A 22,359-nucleotide genomic window follows, 5' to 3' on the forward strand; every position below is an offset into this window, starting at 1 on the left:
GTAGCCACCCCGCATCAACCGCGATTACCCAGCCGCGTTGCGATTGGCCTCGATCACCGTCAACGCCGTCATGTTCACGATCCGTCGCACGGTCGCGCTGGACGTGAGAATGTTCACCGGCCCGTTGACGCCCAACAGGAACGGTCCGACGGCAACGTTGCTGCCGGCTTCGGTCTTGAGCAGGTTATAGGCAATGTTCCCCGCATCGACGTTCGGACACACGAGCAGGTTCGCCGCGCCCTTCAGCGGCGACATCGGCAGCAGCCGCGCCCGCAGCGCTTCATCGAGCGCACAGTCGCCGTGCATTTCACCATCCGCCTCGATATCCGGCGCATGCGCGCGGATGATCTCGAGCGCCCGGCGCATCTTCACGCCCGAAGCCGCGCTCCCCGACCCGAAGTTCGACCGCGACAGCAACGCCGCCTTCGGCGTCAGATTCAGCCACTCCATCTGCCGCGCGGCCGCGATCGTGAACTCCGCGATCTGCTCCGCATCCGGGTTGTCGTTGACGTGCGTATCCACCAGCGCGACCGTCCGCTGATTGAGCAGCAGGATGTTCATCGCCGCGTAGGTCGATGCATCGGGCTTCTTGCCGATCACTTCGTCCACGAACCGCAGGTGATTGTGATACTCGCCGACCGTCCCGCAGATCATCCCGTCCGCATCGCCGAGCCGCACCATCATCGCGCCGATCAACGTCAGGCGACGTCGCATCTCGACGCGTGCCATTTCCTTCGAGATGCCGTCGCGGCAGCGCAGTTCCCAATACGTCGTCCAGTACTGCGGGAAGCGCTCGTCGTATTCCGGATTGGTCACCTCGACATCCTGACCGAGACGCAGACGCAGGCCGAATCGCTCGATACGCGCCAGCAGCACCTCCGGACGCCCGACCAGGATCGGACGCGCGAGCTTCTCGTCGACGATGACCTGCACCGCGCGGAGCACGCGCTCGTCCTCGCCTTCGGTGAACACGATGCGGGCCTTGCCGCCGTCACGCACGAGCTGGCGCGCGGTCGCGAACAGCGGCTTCATGAACGCGCCCGAGTGGTAGACGAACTGCTGCAGCTGCTCGACATACGCATCGAGATCCGCGAGCGGGCGCGTCGCCACGCCGCCTTCGATCGCGGCCTTGGCCACGGCCGGTGCGATCCGCACGATCAGGCGCGGATCGAACGGCTTCGGAATCAGGTATTGCGGACCGAAGGACACTTCGTCGCCGCCATAGGCCGCCGCGACGATGTCGTTCTGTTCTTCCTGCGCGAGGCCGGCGATCGCGTGAACCGCGGCAATTTCCATTTCGCGGGTGATCGTCGTCGCGCCCACATCCAGTGCGCCGCGGAAAATATACGGGAAGCAGAGGACGTTATTGACCTGGTTCGGGAAGTCCGAGCGGCCCGTCGCGATCACGACGTCGTCGCGCGTCGCGTGCGCGAGTTCCGGGAAGATTTCCGGCGTCGGATTGGCGAGCGCGAGAATCAGCGGACGCGCGGCCATCGCCTTCAGCATGTCCGGTTTCAGGATGCCGCCGACCGACAGCCCGAGGAACACGTCGGCGCCGCCGATCACCTCGGACAGCGTGCGCGCGTCGGTGTCCTGCGCGAAGCGTTCCTTGGCCGGATCCATCAGCGTGGTGCGGCCGCGATAGACGACGCCTTCGATATCCGTCGCCCAGATGTTCGCGACCGGCAGCCCGAGGTCGACGAGCAGGTCCAGGCAGGCCAGCGCCGCGGCGCCGGCACCCGACGTCACGACCTTCACTTCCTTGATCGACTTCCCGACCACCTTCAGCCCGTTGATGAACGCGGCGGCGACGGTGATGGCGGTGCCGTGCTGGTCGTCGTGGAAGACGGGGATCTTCATGCGCTCGCGCGCTTCGCGCTCGACGGTGAAGCACTCCGGCGCCTTGATGTCCTCGAGGTTGATCCCGCCGAAGGTGGGCTCGAGGCCGGCGATGATGTCGACGAGCTTGTCCGGATCGGTCTCGTTGATCTCGATGTCAAACACGTCGATCCCGGCGAACTTCTTGAACAGCACGGCCTTGCCTTCCATGACCGGCTTCGACGCGAGCGCGCCGATGTTGCCCAGACCCAGCACGGCGGTGCCGTTGGTGATGACGCCCACCAGATTCCCGCGGCTCGTGAAGCGATGCGCGTTCAGCGGCTCGGCGGCGATCGACTCGCACACGCTGGCGACGCCGGGCGTGTAGGCGAGCGCGAGATCGCGCTGCGTCACGAGCGGCTTGCTGGCGACGACGGAGATCTTCCCCGGGGTCGGAAACTCGTGATAGTCGTACGCGGCCTGCTGCTGGGTCTCTGTCTGTTTCATGTTGTCGGGTCCGGGCGTGCGCGCCAGGCCAGTCCCGACGCGATCCATGACGGTGATTCTAGGGATCGGCCATAAGGAGATGATTCTGTTTTAATATCGGTCCATCACTTTTTCATGATGGTGTGGCGGTCCGGCAATGACATTCGACGCGAACGACGTGGTCAGGCGGCTTGGCGCGCGCCTGAAGATGCGGCACCTGATGCTGTTGCTGCAGATCCAGCAGCACGGGTCGCTGACGCGCGTTGCCGAGCACATGGCCAGCAGCCAGCCCGCCGTGACGAACGCGCTGTCCGAGCTGGAAAGCATGTTCGGCACGCCGCTGTTCGAGCGCTCGTCGCGCGGGATGCGGCCGACCGCGCTCGGTTCGGTCGTGCTCGAGCGCGCCAAGGCGATGCTGAAGGATCTCGACCATCTCGCCCGCGAGATGGAGGCGGTCGCCGCCGGCCACGCGGCCCACCTGCATATCGGCGTGATTCCGTTTATTTCGGGCCAGATGCTGTCGGCGGCGCTCAAGCGCCTGCAGTCCCGGATGGAGCGGCGCCTGACCGTGACGATCCACGAAGGCACCAGCGACCAGTTGCTGCTGCAGCTCAAGGATCACAGCGTCGACCTCGTGATCGGGCGGGCGTCGTCGGCGGTCGATCTGGGGCAGGTCTCCTTCGAGGTGCTGTACCAGCAGCAACCGCGGATGATCGCGAGCCGGCGCCTCGCCGCGAAACTGGCCCGCACGAGGCTCGACTGGGAGAAGCTGCACGCGCTGGACTGGATTCTCGGCGCGCCGCATACGCCGATGCGGGAGCAGGTGACCGATCTGTTTCTGTCGGCGGGCATCGCGCCGCCCGTGCCGATCGTCGAAAGCTACTCGTCGAAGCTGATCGGCGAGATGATCGCGTCGAGCGACGACGCGGTGTCGATCGTGCCGGCCGATATCGCGGAAGAAATGGTGCGCATCGCCGGCGTGGCGATCGTGCCTTACTCGCTGGTCTGGACGCTGCCGCCGATCGCGTTGTTTACCCGCGCCGCCGAAGCGCATGCGCCGACGCGGGATGTGCTCGTCCAGGCGCTGCGCGAGATCTGCAGGGAAACCTACGTCGAAGTGCCGAGATAAGGCACCGTCTGCCGGCCGATGGTATGGCGTGCTGTCATCGATTCGAAACATGCAGGGTGATGTCGAAGCCGAGGCGCAGGTCGGTATAGGCGGGTTGGGTCCACATGATGCAAGCTTCTTTGCAAGATCGACAGGTGTCGAAGCACTCGTACACACCGCGCTCGCACAACTGCATGCAATGCCGTCGTCAGTTGCGTTGTCATCCATTACTGGATTGTCACGGCGCATGGCCGGCAACAGAGGTGGCAAGGCCGATGCTTGCATGAGCCGATTGCGTCATCAAGAAAAAACGGCATCGGTGAGATTCCAAATTATGGTTGTTCATTGCGTGGTGCTTGTCCTAACCTGATAGTCGGTCCCCAACGAAAGCAGGTTCTCGGCGGCTCGCGCGTTCCGTGTCGACTCCATCGTCTTGTGGCTTCTTCCGTCTTTGTTCGGAGGATCGCCACGTCATACGCGTGCACGCCGATTCGTACGGTGTGCGTTGCACCATTGATTGCTCGTGCGCGGCCGCAACTGGCCGCAACTGGCCGCAGAGCCGCAACAACATCGAATATCACGGCCCGGTGATCGGCGGCTTCGACGTGCAGGCGCAGTACGCGTTCGGCAACCCGTCGCGCGGCTTCAACTACGGTGCGGCCGTTTCGGTTCGGCCGGTCTCAAGTCACGCTTCTCTCGGTAAGGTGATCTCATGAAAACATCCAACAAGCAGAACGTCGGGCTTGCCTCATGGGGCCGGCGTACGCCGGCCATGATCGGAACGCTTGCACTGTTCGGCCTGGTCGCAAGCGGCCCGGGTGCGGCGGCGGATTGGGTCTTTGCCGGCCAGGGTGTCGACAACACGCGCACCGCGCCGGACGAACACGTCATCGGCGTCGACAACGTCTCGCAACTTGCGCCGCGCTGGACGCTGGATACCGACGGCAACGTGTCGGCCACGCCGACCGTGGCCAACGGCACCGTGTACGTGCCGGACTTCGGCGGCTCGCTATGGGCGGTCGATGCCGCCAGCGGCAAGGTGAAGTGGAAGAAGAAGATCACCGAATACAGCGGTATCGACAACGATGCGTCCCGCACCAGCCCGGCCTATTGGGAAGGCACGCTGATCTTCGGGCAGGGCACCCAGATCGCGAACAACCCGACCGGCGCATTCATGATGGCTGCGAAGGCCGAGGATGGCGCGCCGCTGTGGCGGACCAAGGTGGATTCGGATCCGACCGCGATCATTACCCAGTCGCCGATCGTCGATCGCGGTGTGGTCTATGTCGGCCTGTCGTCACGTGCCGAGGCGCTCAAGGACAAGCCGACCTATCGCGGCGCGGTGGTCTCCCTCGACGCCAGGACCGGCAAGATGCTGTGGAAGACCTATATGGTGCCGAAGGGATATACCGGTGGGTCGGTGTGGGGCAACACGGCCGCGGTCGATCATGAAACCGGCCTGCTCTACGTGACCACGGGCAACAACTTCTCGGTCCCGCCGGGGCACTGCCGTTTTCCGACCCAGAAGAACTGCAAACCCGATACGCCGGCCAACATGATCGACAGCTTTGTCGCGCTCGACCTCAAGACCGGAAAGATCGTCTGGCATAGCCGAACGTTGGCGGCCGACATGTCGACCAACTACGACCACGACGATGGCCCGGACTACGATTTCGGCGCGGGGCCCAACCTGTTCAAGGTGACCATCGACGGCAAGCAGAAGACGTTGGTGGGGGCGGGCGCGAAGAGCGGCGTGTACTGGGCGCTCGATCCCAAGACCGGCAAGGTGATCTGGCATACGCAGGTCGGCCCGGGCAGCCTGCTGGGCGGCATGCTCTGGGGGACGGCCGCTGACGGCAAGCGTATCTACGTTTCGATCGGCAACCTGGACGGAAAGTCGATCGACGTCGACAACGGTCCGAACGGCCAGAAGACGACCAAGGGCGGCATCTGGGCGGCGGTCGACGCCGCCACCGGCAAGGTGCTGTGGCGCACGGCCGACCCGCAGGGCAAGATGGACACGGTGGCGATGTCGGCGGCCAACGGTGTCGTCTACGCCGGCTCGTTGGCCGGTACGGGCGCGAGCATGTATGCGCTCGATGCGGCGACCGGCGAGATCAAGTGGCGCTACGAGAACAACGGCGCGGTGGTGTCGGGCGCGGCCATCGTCGACGGGGCGGTGTACTGGGGGGCGGGCTACCACACCAAGGTGCTCGGTCTGCCGTACGACGGCACGAGTCACAAGCTCTACGCGTTCGGGCTTGCCGCCAGGCAATAAGCGCAAGGCAACCGGCCACGCACGTGGCCGGTCGCGTTCGATCACCGGCCGCCCACCTTCAGCAAGCGATCCTCGTCACGCACGCTTCGCGATTGGCGCGAGGCAGCGGGCGTGTGCCGCGCCGAATCGAAGCATGGATGGCAGAGCATCAACGGGCTATCGAGATCGATGCGTCCGGCGACGCAGGCGATACCGCGTAACTGCGAGCGGACAATGGAAAATGAACGGACTGGTGCAGATACTGAAGTATGCGGATGACGTGTTGCTCGTGCGCTGGCGCAAGCCCGGGCAAGCGGATGAAGAGGAGCAACGCTGGATGCCGGGGCGCGCGCTGCGCTCCGGACAATGTTCCTTTTCCGGGGCCAAGGTCGTGTGCGGCGACCCGGTGTTCAGCCCGACAGGCCAATCGGCCCATGCCAGAATGATTCTTGTCTCTGCCCTCGACTCGGCCTATCGTTCGACGACCCGTCCGAAAATCGAGATCCTGGAGCATTCGGCAGACATGTTGCTGGTGCGATGGGTGGAGCCAGGGCGCGCGCACTACGGCGAGCAGACCTGGCGACTGGCACGCGCATCGCGGCCGGGGAGGTGTGCGCTCTCCGGGGCGGAGATCGTTCCGGGTTACGAGGTATTCCGACCCGGCGGACGTCCGGCGCCGTCAAACGCGCGAGCCATGATCTGGGCTGCGGTACTGGGGAAGATTTCCCTGCCGCGACGCTGAATGCGGCACGGGGCGCGAGCGAGATCGCCTTGACTTGCGGGAGAGACGATATGGTTCTTCGACAGAGCATCGGTCGTTGGCGGGATGTGTCCTTCGAGGTCGCCGCATGGGATGGCGTGGGCGCGCAGGTCGACCTCTCCTGCGGCTGCATGTTTGCCCACGAGGCGACGGGCGATGGCCCGACGGGTGGACTGCGCCATCTCGACATCGCCCTGTCGGGCGCACTCACCGGCTTGCGGCGCGAGGGCCATTTTCGGGCCGCGCCGATGGAAACGCTGTTGATCAGCCACCCGCCCGCGGGTATCGCGGCGCGTACCTTGTTGCTGGTCGGACTCGGCGATCCGGCAAGCTGGACGATCGAAAGAACCGCGGATGCCGTCGCCACGGCCGCCCGGACGGCGATGCAGCAGGGTGTCGAAAGCGCCGCCTTCGCGCCGAGCATACTCGACGGCGGGCTGACGACCGCCGCCACCGCAGGCATGCCGCAAGCCATGGTGAAGGCCGTGCTGGCCGTGATCGACACCCGGTATCGGATCGCGGAGCTGGGTCTTGCCGCGCCCCCTTTCCTGCGACGCTGGGTCTTCGACGTCGGCGCGGCGCGCTTCGACGGCGCCGTGGAACATTTCGGCAACGCGCTTGCAGCCGCACGGACCTGACCGACCCTGTCTCGCTTGCGCGGACGGCATCTCATGACGCCGCATCCGGACAAACCCCTCATCATCGTAATTCGCCTCAAACCCCCGCCGCACAAGCCACTACCCGCGCATAGTGGTTTCCACTCATAGTCGCAAACAGTCAAGAACAGGTCGCCGCCGGTCGTCTTTCGACCAATATGGCTCGTTACTTTTACATCCACGATGCAGGCCGGGACGCACTCCGCGAACCCGTCGGACATCGGTCCAATCGGGAGAAACCATGAAGTCGACAAAGATCGCCGCGTTCGTCGCGGCCGTGCTGGCGACCGGCGCATTCGCGACCGCGGCGCAGGCCGAAACGGATGCCGCGACCTGCCGCAACGTACGCTTCGCGGACATCGGCTGGACCGACATCACGTCCACCACGGCGCTCGCCTCGACGGTGTTCGAAGGGCTCGGCTACAAGCCGACGACGACGATCGCATCGGTGCCGATCTCGTTCGCCGGCCTGAAGAGCAAGCAGCTCGACATCTCGCTCGGCTACTGGTGGCCGGTGCAGCAGAAGCAGCTCCAGCCGTTCCTCGACAGCAAGTCGATCAACGTGGTCGAACCGCCGAACCTGTCGGGCGCGAAGGCGACGCTCGCGGTGCCGAGCTACGAATACCAGGCCGGCCTGAAGACCTTCGAGGACATCGCGAAGCACCGCGCGGAGCTCGACGGCAAGATCTACGGGATCGAGCCGGGCAGCAGCGCGAATGCGACGATCCAGAAGATGATCGACACGAACCAGTACGGCCTCGGCGGCTTCAAGCTGGTCGAATCGAGCGAGGCGGGGATGCTCGTCACGGTCGAGCGCGCGATCCGCGACAAGAAGTGGGTCGTGTTCCTCGGCTGGGAGCCGCATCCGATGAACATCCAGATCAGCATGAACTACCTGTCCGGCGGCGATGCGTCGTTCGGCCCGAACTACGGCGAAGCGCGCGTGTACACGCTGACGGCGCCCGACTTCATTGCGCGCTGCCCGAACGCGGGCAAGCTCGTCGAGAACCTGCGCTTCACGACGCAGCTCGAGAACCAGCTGATGCAGTCGGTGATGAACAAGACGAAGCCGGCCGACGCCGCGAAGGCGTATCTGAAGAAGAATCCGCAGGTGCTCGATGCGTGGCTTGCCGGCGTGAAGACGTTCGACGGCAAGGACGGCCTGCCTGCCGTGAAGGCCTATCTCGGCCTGTAACGACCCGTGCGTGCCGTCTGCGTGCGGCGCGCAGCGAACAATCATCTGCAGTACGACGCAAATCGAGCGAAACGAACCGAATCAAGCGAGGGCATTCAGCATGAACCACGAAGTCATCATCACCTGCGCGGTCACCGGCGCGGGCGATACGGTCGGCAAACATCCGGCGATTCCGGTCACGCCGAAGGAAATCGCGGCTGCCGCGATCGAAGCCGCGAAGGCCGGCGCGACGGTGGCGCATTGCCATGTCCGCGATCCGCAGACGGGCCGCGGCAGCCGCGATCCGAACCTGTACCGCGAAGTGGTCGACCGGATCCGCTCGGCCGACGTCGACGTGATCATCAACCTGACGGCCGGCATGGGCGGCGATCTGGAGATCGGCCCGGGCGAAGACCCGATGCGCTTCGGCAAGGGCACCGATCTCGTCGGCGGCCTCACGCGCCTCGCGCATGTCGAGGAACTGCTGCCGGAAATCTGCACGCTCGATTGCGGCACGCTGAATTTCGGCGACGGCGACTACATCTACGTGTCGACGCCCGCACAACTGCGTGCTGGCGCCAAGCGCATCCAGGAACTCGGCGTGAAGCCGGAGCTGGAAATCTTCGATACGGGCCATCTGTGGTTCGCGAAGCAATTGCTGAAGGAAGGGCTGCTCGACGATCCGCCGCTGTTCCAGCTGTGCCTCGGCATTCCGTGGGGCGCGCCGGCCGACACCGGCACGATGAAGGCGATGGTCGACAACCTGCCGCCGGGCGCGCACTGGGCCGGCTTCGGGATCGGCCGCATGCAGATGCCGATGGTCGCGCAGGCGATGCTGCTGGGCGGTCACGTGCGCGTGGGCCTCGAAGACAACATCTGGCTCGATCGCGGCGTGCACGCGACCAACGGCACGCTCGTCGAGCGTGCGCGGGAAATCGTCGAACGGCTCGGCGGGCGCGTTCTGACGCCGGCCGAAGGGCGTCGCAAGCTCGGCCTGCCGGCGCGCGGCGAGCGTCTGCTCGAACGCCGTGCGGTGGCCGAGTTCGCGTGAGTTTTCAAGGCTGGTTCCGATTCAATGCGGCGGCGCGCGCACGAGCGCGCCGCCGTCCGATTCCCCTCGATTTGAAGGATGCGTTGACATGGCAGTGAAGACCGACATCAGGACGTTCGCCGCGATCGGCACCGGCGTGATCGGCAGCGGGTGGATTTGCCGTGCGCTCGCGCACGGTCTCGACGTGGTCGTGTGGGATCCCGCGCCGGGCGCGGAGGAGCGGCTGCGCGCGAACGTCGCGAATGCGTGGCCCGCGCTCGAACGTGTGGGCCTCGCGCCGGGCGCCGATCCCGCGCGGCTGCGCTTCGAATCGACGATCGAGGCCTGCGTCGCCGACGCGGACTTCATCCAGGAAAGCGCACCCGAGCGCGAGGCGCTGAAGCTCGAACTGCACGAACAGATCAGCCGCGCGGCGAAGCCCGACGCGATCATCGCATCGTCGACGTCGGGGCTGCTGCCGACCGACTTCTATGCGCGTGCGACGCATCCGGAGCGCTGCGTGGTCGGCCATCCGTTCAATCCGGTCTACCTGCTGCCGCTCGTCGAGGTGCTCGGCGGCGCGCGCACGTCGCCGGAAGCGGTCGAGGCGGCGATGGCGATCTATCGCAAGCTCGGCATGCGGCCGCTGCACGTGCGCAAGGAAGTGCCGGGCTTCATCGCGGACCGGCTGCTCGAAGCGCTGTGGCGCGAGGCGCTGCATCTCGTCAACGAAGGCGTCGCGACGACCGGCGAGATCGACGATGCGATCCGCTTCGGCGCGGGCATCCGCTGGTCGTTCATGGGCACGTTCCTGACCTACACGCTGGCCGGCGGCGACGCGGGCATGCGACACTTCATGCAGCAGTTCGGCCCCGCGCTCGAACTGCCCTGGACGAAGCTGGTCGCGCCGACGCTGACCGACGCACTGATCGACAGCGTCGTCGAAGGCACGAGCGAGCAGCAGGGCACGCGCAGCATCAAGGAACTCGAACGCTATCGCGACGAGTGCATCACCGAGGTGCTGAAGGCGATCGCCGCGGTGAAGGCGCGGCACGGAATGCGTTTCGAGGACTGAACGAACATGACCGGCGATACCCCGCTGACGATCTACCGCGACGCCGTGCGGCCCGAGTGGGTCGACTACAACGGCCACCTGCGCGACGCGTTCTATCTGCTGATCTTCAGCTTCGCGACCGATGCGCTGCTGGACCGCATCGGTCTCGACGATGCCGCGCGTCGCGAGCGGGGCCGCTCGGTCTACACGCTCGAAGCGCACGTGAACTATCTGCAGGAGATCAAGGAAGGCACGCGCGTGCGCGTCGATGCGCGGGTGCTCGCGCACGACGCGAAGCGGCTGCACCTGTATCTCGAACTGTTCGCGGACGGGCACGACGGCGCGGTGTCGGCGAGCGAGCAGATGCTGCTGCACGTCGACACGCGCGGCGGCGCGAAATCGGCGCCGTTCGACGACGACGTCGCCGCGCGCGTGGCCGAGCTGCATGCGTTGCAGCGCGATTGCGCGGCACCTGCGTATGCGGGCCGTGTGATCGGACTGCCGCCGCGCCGCTAGCGTCGACGTTCAACCCCGGACCGCGGAGCGCACACGATGCTCGAACCGGAAATCGCGGCGTTCGTCGCAGCCGTCGACGCGTGGTATCCGGCCGACGCAGCGGCGCGCTCGCCCGACGCGCAACGCCGCGTCTACGATCGTTTCGCGGCCGCCTGGACGCCCGCGGAACTGCCGGCCGGCATCGTCCGGCACGATGCGGTGTGGCACGCGCCGGACGGACACGCGATCGCGCTGCGGCGCTACGCGCCCGCGCGGGGCGAGCCGCGCGGCACCGTGCTGTTCTTTCATGGCGGCGGCTTCGTCGTCGGCTCGCTCGACAGTCATGCATTGATCACCGCGCAGCTGGCGGCCGACACCGGGCTTGCCGTGATCGCGGTCGACTACCGGCTCGCGCCCGAGCACCGCGCGCCGGCCGCGCTCGCGGATTGCCTGGCCGTCACGCGTGCCGCGCGCGACGCAGCGCGCTGGCCGTTCGACGCATGCAAGCGACCGCTGACGCTCGCGGGCGACAGTGCCGGCGGCAACCTCGCGGCCGCCGTCGCGACCGCGCTGCGCGATGCGGGCGAGGGCGGCATCGACGGGATCGCACTCGTGTATCCGATGCTCGGCTTCGAACCGCAAGCGCCGGCGCGCGACACGGAAGCGCACGCACCGATGCTGACGCTCGACGACGTTCATCGCGATCGCGCGCTGTACTGGGGTTCTGAAGGAGAGGTCGCACCGAACGATGACGATCCGCTGTTGCGCGCTTCGGTGCCGCTCGCGGCGTCGCGTTTCGACGGGCTGCCGCCCGTGCTCGCGATCGGCGCGGAACACGATCCGCTGCGCGACGACGCGCGCGTCTATGTCGAACGCATTCTCGCGGCCGGCGGCGCCGCGCGTTACTGGATGGGAGAGGGGCTGGTGCACGGCTGCTGGCGCGCGCTCGGAACGAGCCCGCAGGCGGCGCGGATGCACCGGATGATCGGCGGGTTTCTGCTCGCACCACACGCGTAGCGGGCGTTTTCCGGGAGGCAACGATGCAGGCAGCGCAACACCGTATCGAGGACTGGCGGACCTTTTCAGCCGACGCGGCCATTACGGCGGCGACGATCGGCGATGGCGCGGTGGACGTCGAGTGGAGCGACACGCGACGATCGCCGTTTCACTTCGACTGGTTGCGCGACAACTGCGCGTGTTCCGCGTGCGTGCATGCGGTCACACGCGAACAGGTGTTCGAGATCGCCGACGCGCGCGAGGATCTGTCGGCGCGCGTCGTGCAGGTCGAAACCGACGGCGCCCTGCACGTCGAGTGGAACGACGGGCATCGCAGCGCGTGGTCGCCGGGATGGTTGCGCGCGCATGCTTACGACGATGCGTCGCGCGCGGAGCGCCAGGCCGCGCACGGGCGGCACGTGTGGACCGGCGACGATGCGACGGCGATCGGCGTATTCGCGTGGCGCGACGTGATGGAGGACGACGGCGCGTTGCTCGCCTGGCTCGCCGCGTTGCAGCGCACGGGGCTCACGCTCGTCGAGGGCGTGCCGGCCGAACGCGGCCGGGTCGACCAGATCGCGCGTCGTATCGGCCTGATCCGCGAAAGCAATTTCGGCGTGCTGTTCGACGTCGAATCGAAGCCGCGGCCGGACAGCAATGCCTATACGTCGCTGAACCTGCCGCCGCACACCGATCTGCCGACGCGTGAATTGCAGCCGGGCGTGCAGTTCCTGCACTGCCTCGCGAACGACGCAACGGGCGGCGACAGCATCTTCCTCGACGGCTTCGCGCTCGCGGATGCGCTGCGGCGCGAATATCCGGCCGATTTCGCGCAACTTGCGTCGATACCGTTCGAGTTCTGGAACAAGAGTGCGAACAGCGACTACCGCTGTTCCGCGCCGGTGATCGGGCTCGATGCGCGCGGCAACGTGACCGAGGTGCGCGTCGCGAACTTCCTGCGCGGGCCGCTCGATGCGCCGGCCGGCGCGGTCGCGGCCGTCTACCGCGCGTACCGGCGGTTTCTCGCGCTCGCGCGCGAGCCGCGTTTCCGCGTGCAGCGCCGGCTGCGGGCGGGCGACATGTGGGCGTTCGACAACCGGCGCGTGCTGCATGCGCGCACCGAGTTCGATCCGTCGACGGGCCGCCGGCATCTGCAGGGCTGCTACGTCGATCGCGACGAACTGCTGTCGCGCTGGCGTGTGCTGTCGCGTGCGGTGCCTGCGGAAGTCGCGGGGCGCTGATCGGCGCATACCGCTTCGTGACGCATACCTCGCCGGGGAAAAAGCGCCCGGACGCAGCGCGTCCGGGCGAAGCCACCCGCTGCCGGGCGGCGGAGGTATGCGTTTCATAAAACAAGACGAGCCCGCATGAGGGGCTCGTCCGGATACCGCTGCTTCATCGCGCGAGGCGCGGTGCGCCCGCCGGGGCGCGTCGGCTTACTGGCCGAAGAAGACCGAGTCGCGCGCGTTCGACGACGCTGCGGCAGCCGGGGCGCCCGAGTGGACGACCGGAGCCGGTTGCGCGCCGTAGCCGCTGGCGTCGGCACCATGAACACGCGCTTCCGCCGACTGGATGTCGTTCGGGTAGTACGGGCTCGACAGGCCCGGCTTGTAGCCGGCCTTTTCGAGCTGAACCAGTTCGTTGCGGACTTGTGCGCGGGTCACGGTGCTTTGCGCGAAAGCGCCGAACGAGGCGGACAGGGCGACAGCGGCAACAACTGCGGAAACGAGCGATTTCATGATGACCTCCGGTGTTTTATTGGGTTCGCTTTCGACACCATGTCTGCAGCGATTGACTAAATCTTAGTCACCGGGCGGTTCAGGGTAAACGCTGGTTTTGACGATAGATTGTTTCCCGGGCGGTAACAGTAGGCCGTCGAATCAGGCTTTCATCCTGCTTTCGTTTCCGTAAGTGTAATAAGTATGAGGAATGTTGCGGCGGCGCGCGCGGGATTCAGCGCACCTCGGCGGCCGTGTCGAACGGCTTGGCGGGCGGACGGCCGGCGGGCAGGCCCGAGCTCAGGAATCGCACGCCCGTCGCGGCTTCCGACGCTTCCCACAGTAACGCGGCGACCGCTACGTCGCGTGCCGCGCGCGGCACGCTCGCGGGTGCCGGCAGGCCGCGCGACTCGAACCAGCCGGACGGTCCGATGTACGAGCCGCCGGTGAGGTCGGGTGACGTCGCCGCGTGAATGGCGGGCAGCGCACCCTGATCGGCGGGTTGCGCAAGGTAACGGTTCGCCGCGCGCATCAGCGCGGCACGCGTGGGCGAACTGTCCATCGCGGGGCCCGCGAACTGCAGGTTGGTCGCCGCGTAGCCGGGATGCGCGGCGACGCTGATCCCCGCGAACGCCGCGCGCTGGAAGCGGCGCTGCAACTCGATCGCGAACACCAGGTTCGCGAGCTTGCTGTCGCAGTAGGCGAGATAACGGTTGTAGCGGTGCTCGGCGCGCAGGTCGTCGACACGGATCCGGCCGCCGCGGTTGAAGCCGCTCGACATCGTCACGACCCGCGCGCGCCGCGCGGCGCGCAGCGCGGGCAGCAGATGGCCGGTCAGCGCGAAATGACCGAGATGGTTGGTGCCGAACTGCATCTCGAAGCCGTCGTGCGTGTGCCGCAGCGGCAGGAACATCACGCCGGCGTTGTTGCAGAGAATGTCGACACGGCCGTGGCGGTCGGAGACGTCGGCGGCGAAGCGCTGGATCGACGCGAGATCGGCGAGGTCGAGCGGATCGACTTCGACCCGGGCGGCGGGATGGAGCCGGCGAATCGCAGCGGCGGCCTGCGCGGCGCGCGCGGCATCGCGGCAGCCCATCACGACGGTCGCGCCCTTGGCGGCCAGCGTTTCCGCGATCTGCCAGCCGAGGCCGCTGTTCGCGCCGGTCACGACCGCGACCTTGCCGCCTTGCGCCGGGACGTGGCGCGCGCTCCATGCATGCATGTCTGCCTCCATCGGCGTGGCCGTGCGCCACGACGCGTAATCGTTACATTGAGTGGTGTAACGATAGTCCGCGCGGGCGGGGCAGACAAGCGGGGGAATTAGACCCGCGGTTCTAGGGCGGGCCAGCGCATCACGAGGCGGGCCCCGGCACGCGGTGCTCGGCGGGCGTTAGCGGCTGCCGGCCAGCGCGAGCACTTCGGCGGCGGAGATCATCGCCGCCGCGTTCGCGGGTGCCGGGCGCTCGGCCGGGCGGAACACTTCGTCGCCGCGCTGGATGACCTGGCGCGACAGCGCGCAGGTGCCGGTGCGCTGTGCGAAGCGGCGGCGCCAGCGCTGTTCGCCGTAATGACAGCGGCCGGGTTCGACCCAGCGGACGACGAGCAGCGTATCGGAACGTTCGAGAATTTCGACGTGGACGTCGGCGGGATCGAGCGCAGGCAGGGATTTGGAGGCCTTCATTTTGCCGTTTCCTAAGGCTCGTGCGGTTTCGGCTGTGGCAGTGGATGTCACTACCCAAGGGCGAATCCGTAGCGGTTTCCATGAGTGGTGCGCTAAATGTAAGCGTCTGTGACCGGAAAAAACATCCTGTCTGGCTCAAATTACCTTTTGCCGATTTAGAAACAATCGACGCGCATTTTCGTGAAAAACCCAACGACAAAAGCGCCCCGGACGCGAACGCCCGGGGCGAAAAACGGGCCCGCGCCCCGTGTCTGCTCGCTCAGTCACGTGGACACCGCGGGGGACGGAGACGCCCGTCAGGGACCGGCGACGGGCGGGGTGCGGTGTACCGGGAAGCGCGGTCCGGCAACGCCATGATCGCGCGCGCCCCCCGTTGACACCCTGACGGGAACATGACTTTTTTGTCAGTTTCGCCGTGCCGACGGCGCGACTCCGGCGCCCGGGGCCGGCGCAAACGCCCGCCGTTATTGGCTTTGCACGCCAGGCGGCCGATCGGCGGAACCTGAAAGAAACGGTAATCGAAGCGCGCGGCGCCGCCTCCAGCCCGATTCTCCTGCTCGGGAAAATACTGAATCACATGAGCGTGACAAATCCGGAATCTGTTCCTATGATTGGTTGGACCTTTAGTCCTTTGTGCCAATCAGCCGGCTCGGCCGGCTTCTTCGGGAGAGCTGCTCATGAGATTGCAGGGCAAGCGCGCGCTGGTGACGGCGGCCGGGCAGGGTATCGGCCGCGCGACCGCGCTGCGGTTCGCAAGCGAGGGCGCCGACGTGCTGGCGACCGACATCAACGAAGCCGCGCTCGCGCAACTCGCGGCCGACGCCGAACGCGCGGGCGGCCGGCTGGCCACGCGGCGGCTCGACGTGACCGAGGCGGGCGAGGTTGCCGCACTCGCCGCGCAGGAACGCGCGTTCGACGTGCTGTTCAACTGCGCGGGCTTCGTGCACCACGGCTCGATCCTCGACTGCGACGACGACGCGTGGGCGTTCTCGCTGAACCTGAACGTCACGTCGATGTACCGGCTGATCCGTGCGCTGCTGCCGGCGATGCTGGCAGCGGGCGGCGGGTCGATCATCAACATGGCGTCGGCCGCGTCGAGCGTGAAGGGCGTGCCGAACCGCTTCGTCTACGGCACGACCAAGGCGGCCGTGATCGGCCTGACCAAGTCGGTGGCCGCCGATTTCGTCGAGCAGCGCATCCGCTGCAACGCGATCTGCCCGGGCACGATCGAGTCGCCGTCGCTGTCGGAGCGGATCGCCGAGCAGGCGCGCACGCGCCAGGTGTCGACCGACACCGTGCGCCAGGCGTTCGTCGCGCGCCAGCCGATGGGCCGCATCGGCACCGCGGACGAAGTGGCCGCGCTCGCGCTGTATCTCGCGTCCGACGAAGCGTCGTTCACCACCGGCGCGATTCACCTGATCGATGGAGGCTGGTCGAACTGACCGTCCTTTCCCACCCACTTTCCGCTTCCGTTCACACCCTATGAAACTGCTGAGATTTGGCGACAAACACCATGAAAAGCCGGGCCTGCTCGACGCGCAGGGCAAGCTCCGCGACCTGTCGGGCGTGATCGACGACGTCGCCGGCGACGCGCTCGCACCGGCGTCGCTCGCGCGGCTGCGCGAGCTCGACCCGTCGTCGCTGCCGCTCGTCGAAGGCGCGCCGCGGCTCGGCGCGTGCGTCGGCCGCGTCGGCAAGTTCATCTGCATCGGGCTCAACTATTCCGACCACGCGGCCGAATCGGGGATGGACGTCCCGAAGGAGCCGGTCGTGTTCGGCAAGTGGACGAGCGCGATCTCGGGGCCGAACGACGACGTCGAGATTCCGCGCGGCTCGGAGAAGACCGACTGGGAAGTCGAACTGGGCGTCGTGATCGGCCGGGGCGGCCGCTATATCGACGAAGCCGACGCACTGTCGCACGTCGCCGGCTACTGCGTGGTGAACGACGTGTCGGAGCGCGAATACCAGCTCGAACGCGGCGGCACGTGGGACAAGGGCAAGGGCAACGACACGTTCGGCCCGCTTGGGCCCTGGCTCGTGACGGCCGACGAAGTGCCCGATCCGCACGCGCTGCGGCTGTGGCTGGACGTGGACGGCCACCGCTACCAGAACGGCACGACCGCGACGATGGTGTTCCGCGTGCCGCACCTGATCAGCTACCTGAGCCGCTTCATGAGCCTGCAGCCGGGCGACGTGATCTCGACCGGCACGCCGCCGGGCGTGGGCCTCGGGCAGAAGCCGCCCGTCTATCTGCGCGCCGGGCAAGTGATCACGCTCGGCATCGACGGGCTCGGCGAGCAGCGCCAGCGCACCGTGCAGGCCTGAAACCCTTTCTTGGACGGTTCGCCATGCCTATCATTCGATCGATGCGCGTCCTCGACGTGCGCTTCCCGACCTCGCGCCAGCTCGACGGCTCCGATGCGATGAATCCGGACCCCGATTATTCGGCCGCGTACGTCGTGCTCGAAACCGACCGCGACGGGCTCGAAGGCCACGGGCTCACGTTCACCATCGGGCGCGGCAACGAAATCTGCTGCGCGGCGATCGACGCGATGCGTCACCTCGTCGTCGGTCTCGACCTCGACTGGATCCGCGAGGACATGGGCCGCTTCTGGCGGCACGTGACGTCGGACAGCCAGTTGCGCTGGATCGGCCCCGACAAGGGCGCGATCCACCTGGCGACGGGTGCCGTCGTCAACGCGGTGTGGGACCTGTGGGCGAAGGCGGTCGGAACGCCGCTGTGGCGGCTCGTCGCGGACATGAGCCCCGAGGAGATCGTGCGTGCGATCGATTTCCGCTACCTGACCGACTGCCTGACGCAGGACGAAGCGCTCGACCTGCTGCGCCGGCAGGCGCCGGGCAAGGCCGCGCGGATCGCGGCGCTCGAGCGCGACGGCTACCCGTGCTACACGACCTCGGCGGGCTGGCTCGGCTACAGCGACGACAAGCTGCGCCGGCTGTGCCGCGAGGCGGTGGACGCCGGATTCGATTACGTGAAGCTGAAGGTCGGCGCGAACCTGGAGGACGACATTCGCCGCGTGACGATCGCGCGCGAGGTGATCGGCCCGGACCGCAAGCTGATGATCGACGCGAACCAGGTGTGGGAAGTCGACGAGGCGATCGACTGGGTGCGCGAGCTGGCATTCGCGAAACCGTGGTTCATCGAGGAGCCGACGAGCCCCGACGATGTCGAAGGGCATCGCAAGATTCGCGAGGCGATCGCGCCCGTGCAGGTCGCGACCGGCGAGATGTGCCAGAACCGCGTGCTGTTCAAGCAGTTCATCGCGCGCGGCGCGATCGACGTCGTGCAGATCGACGCATGCCGGCTCGGCGGCGTGAACGAGATTCTCGCGGTGATGCTGCTGGCCGCGAAGTACGGGCTGCCGGTGTGTCCGCATGCGGGCGGCGTCGGGCTGTGCGAATACGTGCAGCATCTGTCGATGATCGACTACGTGTGCATTGCCGGCACGAAGGAGGGGCGCGTGACCGAATACGTCGATCACCTGCACGAGCATTTCGTCGAGCCGTGCGTCGTGCGCGGCGCGGCATACATGCCGCCGACGGCGCCCGGCTTCTCGATCGAGATGAAGCCGGAATCGCTCGAGCAGTATCGGTTCCGCGGCTGAAGCACGCGGCATGCAGCCCCCCGCGCACGGCCTGCGCGGCGACAACCTGAACGACGGAGACGCGAAGTGGATTTGAATCTGCAAGACAAGGTCGTGATCGTGACCGGCGGCGCGTCGGGCATCGGCGCCGCGATCTCGATGCGGCTTGCCGGCGAAGGCGCGATTCCGGTGGTGTTCGCACGCCACACGCCGGATGACGGCTTCTGGCGCGCACTCGTGCAGACGCAGCCGCGCGCCGCGTGCGTGTCCGTCGAGCTGCAGGACGACGCGCAATGCCGCGACGCGGTCGCGCAGACCATCGCGCGTTTCGGTCGCCTCGACGGCCTCGTCAACAACGCGGGCATCAACGACGGCGTCGGGCTCGATGCCGGGCGCGACGCGTTCGTCGCATCGCTCGAACGCAACCTGATCCACTACTACGTGATGGCGCATTACTGCGTGCCGCACCTGAAGGCGGCGCGCGGCGCGATCGTCAACATCTCGTCGAAGACGGCCGTCACCGGGCAGGGCAACACGAGCGGCTATTGCGCATCGAAGGGCGCGCAACTCGCGCTGACGCGCGAATGGGCCGTTGCCTTGCGCGACGACGGCGTGCGCGTGAACGCGGTGATCCCGGCCGAGGTGATGACGCCGCTTTACCAGAACTGGATCGCAGGCTTCGACGACCCGGCAGCGAAGGTCGCGGAAATCGCCGGCAAGGTGCCGCTCGGCAAGCGCTTCACGACCGCCGACGAGATTGCCGACACGGCCGTGTTCCTGCTGTCGGAACGCGCGTCGCACACGACGGGCCAGTGGCTGTTCGTCGATGGCGGCTATACGCATCTCGATCGCGCGATCGGCTGAGGACGGCGAGCCATGCAACCCGATCCGAACCCGACCGCCGCCCCCGCCGCCCCCGCCGCACTGATCGCGCTGACCGGCGTCAGCAAGCGCTTTCCGGGCGTGCAGGCGCTCGACGATTGCCGCTTCGACCTGCGTGCCGGCGAAGTGCATGCGCTGATGGGCGAGAACGGCGCCGGCAAGTCGACGCTGATGAAGATCCTCGCGGGCGTCTATCAGAAGGACGAAGGCGAGATCCGGATCGACGGCCGCGCGGTGGAAATCGACGATCCGCGCGCCGCGCAGGCGCTCGGGATCGGCATCATCCATCAGGAACTGAACCTGATGAACCACCTGAGCGTCGCGCAGAACATCTTCATCGGCCGCGAGCCGCGCGGCCGCTTCGGCGTGTTCGTCGACGAGGACAAGCTGAACCGCGACACGGCCGCGATCTTCGCGCGGATGCGGCTCGATCTCGATCCGCGCACGCCGGTCGGCCGGCTGACGGTCGCGAAGCAGCAGATGGTCGAGATCGCGAAGGCGCTGTCGTTCGACTCGCGCGTGTTGATCATGGACGAGCCCACCGCCGCGCTGAACAACGCGGAGATCGCCGAGCTGTTCCGCATCATCGGCGACCTGCGCGCGCACGGCGTCGGCATCGTCTACATCTCGCACAAGATGGACGAGCTGCGCCAGATCGCCGATCGCGTGACGGTGATGCGCGACGGCAAGTACGTCGCGACCGTGCCGATGGCCGGCACGTCGATGGACGCGATCATCGCGATGATGGTCGGCCGCCAGCTCGATACGACGTTCCGCACGCCGCCCGACACGTCGGCCAACGAGGTCGCGCTCGACGTGCGCGGGCTGTCGCGCGGCCGCGCGATTCGCGACGTCGGCTTTACGCTGCGGCGCGGCGAGATTCTCGGCTTTGCAGGGCTGATGGGCGCGGGGCGCACCGAGGTGGCACGCGCGGTGTTCGGCGCGGACCCGGTCGATGCGGGCGAGATCCGCGTGCACGGCAAGACCGTGACGATCCGCACGCCGGCCGACGCGGTCAGGCACGGGATCGGTTATCTGTCCGAGGACCGCAAGCACTTCGGGCTCGCGGTCGGGATGGACGTGCAGAACAACATCGCGTTGTCGAGCATGCGGCGCTTCGTGCGCCGCGGCGTGTTCCTCGATGCGCGCGAGATGCGCGACACCGCGCAGTCGTACGTGCGGCAGCTCGCGATCCGCACGCCGTCGGTCGCGCAGCCGGCGCGGCTCCTGTCGGGCGGCAACCAGCAGAAGATCGTGATCGCGAAGTGGCTGCTGCGCGATTGCGACATCCTGTTCTTCGACGAGCCGACGCGCGGCATCGACGTCGGCGCGAAAAGCGAGATCTACAAGCTGCTCGACGCGCTCGCCGCCAACGGCAAGGCGATCGTGATGATCTCGTCGGAGTTGCCCGAGGTGCTGCGCATGAGCCACCGGATTCTCGTGATGTGCGAAGGGCGCGTGACCGGCGAATTGCGCGCGGCCGACGCCACGCAGGAAAAGATCATGCAGCTCGCGACGCAGCGCGAGTCGACCGTATTGTCCTGATTCCGACGCTTACCCGATCATGTCCAACGATACGCATCCCGTTCCGCCCCTGGCTTCCGGCGACACGCCGGCCGCCGCCTCGAGCCTGAAGTCACGCTTCTTCAACCCGGCCGCGCGGCAGAAGCTGCTCGCGTTCGCGAGCCTCGTGCTGCTGATCGTGTTCTTCAGCTTCGCGTCGCCGAACTTCCTCGAAGTCGACAACCTCGTCACGATCCTGCAGGCCACCGCCGTGAACGGCGTGCTGGCCGTCGCGTGCACCTACGTGATCATCACGTCGGGCATCGACCTGTCGGTCGGCACGCTGATGACCTTTTGCGCGGTGATGGCCGGCGTCGTGCTGACGAAATGGGGCATGCCGCTGCCGCTCGGGATCCTGGCCGCGCTGTTGTTCGGCGCGCTGTCGGGCAGCGTGTCGGGCTTCGTGATCGCGAAGATGAAGGTGCCGCCGTTCATCGCGACGCTCGGCATGATGATGCTGCTCAAGGGGCTGTCGCTCGTGATCTCGGGCACGCGGCCGATCTACTTCAACGACACGCCGGGCTTCACGTCGATCGCGCAGGATTCGCTGATCGGCAGCCTGATTCCCGCGCTGCCGATCCCGAACGCGGTGCTGATCCTGTTCCTCGTCGCGGTCGGCGCGTCGATCGTGCTGAACCGCACCATCTTCGGCCGCTACACGTTCGCGCTCGGCAGCAACGAGGAAGCGCTGCGGCTGTCCGGCGTGAACGTCGACGCGTGGAAGATCGCCGTCTACACGTTCAGCGGCGCGGTGTGCGGGATCGCCGGGCTGCTGATCGCGTCGCGGCTGAATTCCGCGCAGCCGGCGCTCGGGCAGGGCTACGAGCTCGACGCGATCGCGGCCGTCGTGATCGGCGGCACGTCGCTGTCGGGCGGCGCGGGCAGCATCGTCGGCACCATCATCGGCGCGTTCATCATGAGCGTGCTGACCAACGGCCTGCGCATCATGTCGGTCGCGCAGGAATGGCAGACGGTCGTGACGGGCGTGATCATCATCCTCGCCGTCTACGTGGACATCCTGCGCCGGCGCCGCCGCTGACACATGCACGCATGAACGCATGAACGCATGAACGTAC

The 22,359-nt window shown here is 67.0% G+C and carries 21 protein-coding genes and 1 pseudogene; 17 read left to right on the forward strand and 5 right to left on the reverse strand.

Annotated features, from left to right (window positions below; translation table 11 throughout):
• Positions 1-24 precede the first annotated feature (24 nt).
• Positions 25-2,325, reverse strand: coding sequence for an NADP-dependent malic enzyme (locus U5771_RS09735; RefSeq protein WP_322023755.1), 2,301 nt, complete (start codon positions 2,323-2,325; stop codon positions 25-27).
• Positions 2,326-2,461: 136 nt separating this feature from the next.
• Between U5771_RS09735 and U5771_RS09740 the strand changes: the two genes are divergently transcribed.
• Complete coding sequence (locus tag U5771_RS09740) at positions 2,462-3,433, forward strand: LysR substrate-binding domain-containing protein (protein WP_322023756.1); 972 nt, start codon at positions 2,462-2,464, stop codon at positions 3,431-3,433.
• Between the two features lie 34 nt (positions 3,434-3,467).
• Here U5771_RS09740 and pqqA read toward each other — a convergent pair whose 3' ends face one another.
• On the reverse strand, positions 3,468-3,608 hold the full coding sequence (pqqA, locus tag U5771_RS35580) for a pyrroloquinoline quinone precursor peptide PqqA (protein WP_415859396.1): 141 nt from the start codon (positions 3,606-3,608) through the stop codon (positions 3,468-3,470).
• Between the two features lie 340 nt (positions 3,609-3,948).
• Between pqqA and U5771_RS09750 the strand changes: the two are divergent.
• From U5771_RS09750 to U5771_RS09800, 10 genes and pseudogenes are all read left to right on the forward strand, one after another.
• Positions 3,949-4,071 (forward strand): annotated as a pseudogene (locus U5771_RS09750) (porin); the annotation flags it as partial.
• 53 nt (positions 4,072-4,124) lie between these two features.
• On the forward strand, positions 4,125-5,690 hold the full coding sequence (locus U5771_RS09755) for a PQQ-binding-like beta-propeller repeat protein (protein ID WP_322023758.1): 1,566 nt from the start codon (positions 4,125-4,127) through the stop codon (positions 5,688-5,690).
• A 421-nt stretch (positions 5,691-6,111) separates the two neighbouring features.
• Entirely contained in the window at positions 6,112-6,411 is a 300-nt protein-coding gene (locus U5771_RS09765) for a DUF3331 domain-containing protein (RefSeq protein WP_322023810.1), read from the forward strand.
• 50 nt (positions 6,412-6,461) lie between these two features.
• Positions 6,462-7,067, forward strand: coding sequence for a M17 family peptidase N-terminal domain-containing protein (locus tag U5771_RS09770; protein WP_322023759.1), 606 nt, complete (start codon positions 6,462-6,464; stop codon positions 7,065-7,067).
• A 259-nt stretch (positions 7,068-7,326) separates the two neighbouring features.
• Positions 7,327-8,280, forward strand: a complete 954-nt coding sequence (locus tag U5771_RS09775) for a choline ABC transporter substrate-binding protein (protein ID WP_322023760.1) — start codon at positions 7,327-7,329, stop codon at positions 8,278-8,280.
• 100 nt (positions 8,281-8,380) lie between these two features.
• Entirely contained in the window at positions 8,381-9,310 is a 930-nt protein-coding gene (locus U5771_RS09780; protein ID WP_006484708.1) for a 3-keto-5-aminohexanoate cleavage protein, read from the forward strand.
• 88 nt (positions 9,311-9,398) lie between these two features.
• Positions 9,399-10,364, forward strand: a complete 966-nt coding sequence (locus U5771_RS09785) for an L-carnitine dehydrogenase (RefSeq protein ID WP_322023761.1) — start codon at positions 9,399-9,401, stop codon at positions 10,362-10,364.
• Positions 10,365-10,370: 6 nt separating this feature from the next.
• Complete coding sequence (locus U5771_RS09790; RefSeq protein WP_322023762.1) at positions 10,371-10,859, forward strand: thioesterase family protein; 489 nt, start codon at positions 10,371-10,373, stop codon at positions 10,857-10,859.
• A gap of 36 nt (positions 10,860-10,895) precedes the next feature.
• Positions 10,896-11,855 carry an alpha/beta hydrolase gene (locus U5771_RS09795; protein ID WP_322023763.1) on the forward strand — a complete coding sequence of 320 codons (960 nt, stop codon included), beginning with the start codon at positions 10,896-10,898 and terminating at the stop codon, positions 11,853-11,855.
• 23 nt (positions 11,856-11,878) lie between these two features.
• A complete protein-coding gene (locus U5771_RS09800) occupies positions 11,879-13,075 on the forward strand; it encodes a TauD/TfdA family dioxygenase (RefSeq protein WP_322023764.1) in 1,197 nt (398 codons plus the stop codon).
• Positions 13,076-13,270: 195 nt separating this feature from the next.
• On the opposite strand, the gene U5771_RS09805 is transcribed toward U5771_RS09800, so the two are convergent.
• From U5771_RS09805 to U5771_RS09815, 3 genes are all read right to left on the reverse strand, one after another.
• On the reverse strand, positions 13,271-13,573 hold the full coding sequence (locus U5771_RS09805) for a DUF4148 domain-containing protein (protein WP_322023765.1): 303 nt from the start codon (positions 13,571-13,573) through the stop codon (positions 13,271-13,273).
• Positions 13,574-13,787: 214 nt separating this feature from the next.
• Positions 13,788-14,774: an oxidoreductase gene (locus tag U5771_RS09810; RefSeq protein ID WP_322023766.1), complete on the reverse strand. Its 987-nt coding sequence runs from the start codon at positions 14,772-14,774 to the stop codon at positions 13,788-13,790.
• A gap of 168 nt (positions 14,775-14,942) precedes the next feature.
• Positions 14,943-15,233, reverse strand: coding sequence for a DUF3331 domain-containing protein (locus U5771_RS09815; RefSeq protein WP_006749506.1), 291 nt, complete (start codon positions 15,231-15,233; stop codon positions 14,943-14,945).
• A 677-nt stretch (positions 15,234-15,910) separates the two neighbouring features.
• On the opposite strand from U5771_RS09815, the gene U5771_RS09820 reads away from it, so the two are divergent.
• From U5771_RS09820 to U5771_RS09845, 6 genes are all read left to right on the forward strand, one after another.
• Positions 15,911-16,675, forward strand: a complete 765-nt coding sequence (locus tag U5771_RS09820; protein WP_322023767.1) for an SDR family oxidoreductase — start codon at positions 15,911-15,913, stop codon at positions 16,673-16,675.
• Positions 16,676-16,715: 40 nt separating this feature from the next.
• Positions 16,716-17,558, forward strand: coding sequence for an ureidoglycolate lyase (locus U5771_RS09825; RefSeq protein WP_322023768.1), 843 nt, complete (start codon positions 16,716-16,718; stop codon positions 17,556-17,558).
• 23 nt (positions 17,559-17,581) lie between these two features.
• Entirely contained in the window at positions 17,582-18,859 is a 1,278-nt protein-coding gene (locus U5771_RS09830) for an L-fuconate dehydratase (RefSeq protein WP_322023769.1), read from the forward strand.
• A gap of 66 nt (positions 18,860-18,925) precedes the next feature.
• Positions 18,926-19,702 (forward strand): SDR family oxidoreductase, encoded by a 777-nt coding sequence (locus U5771_RS09835; RefSeq protein WP_322023770.1) that lies wholly within the window; start codon positions 18,926-18,928, stop codon positions 19,700-19,702.
• 12 nt (positions 19,703-19,714) lie between these two features.
• Positions 19,715-21,265, forward strand: coding sequence for a sugar ABC transporter ATP-binding protein (locus tag U5771_RS09840; protein ID WP_322023771.1), 1,551 nt, complete (start codon positions 19,715-19,717; stop codon positions 21,263-21,265).
• Positions 21,266-21,284: 19 nt separating this feature from the next.
• Complete coding sequence (locus tag U5771_RS09845) at positions 21,285-22,322, forward strand: ABC transporter permease (protein ID WP_322023772.1); 1,038 nt, start codon at positions 21,285-21,287, stop codon at positions 22,320-22,322.
• The last annotated feature ends 37 nt before the right edge of the window (positions 22,323-22,359 follow it).

The organism is Burkholderia sp. BCC1977 (genome assembly GCF_905339595.1).
Lineage (GTDB): Bacteria > Pseudomonadota > Gammaproteobacteria > Burkholderiales > Burkholderiaceae > Burkholderia.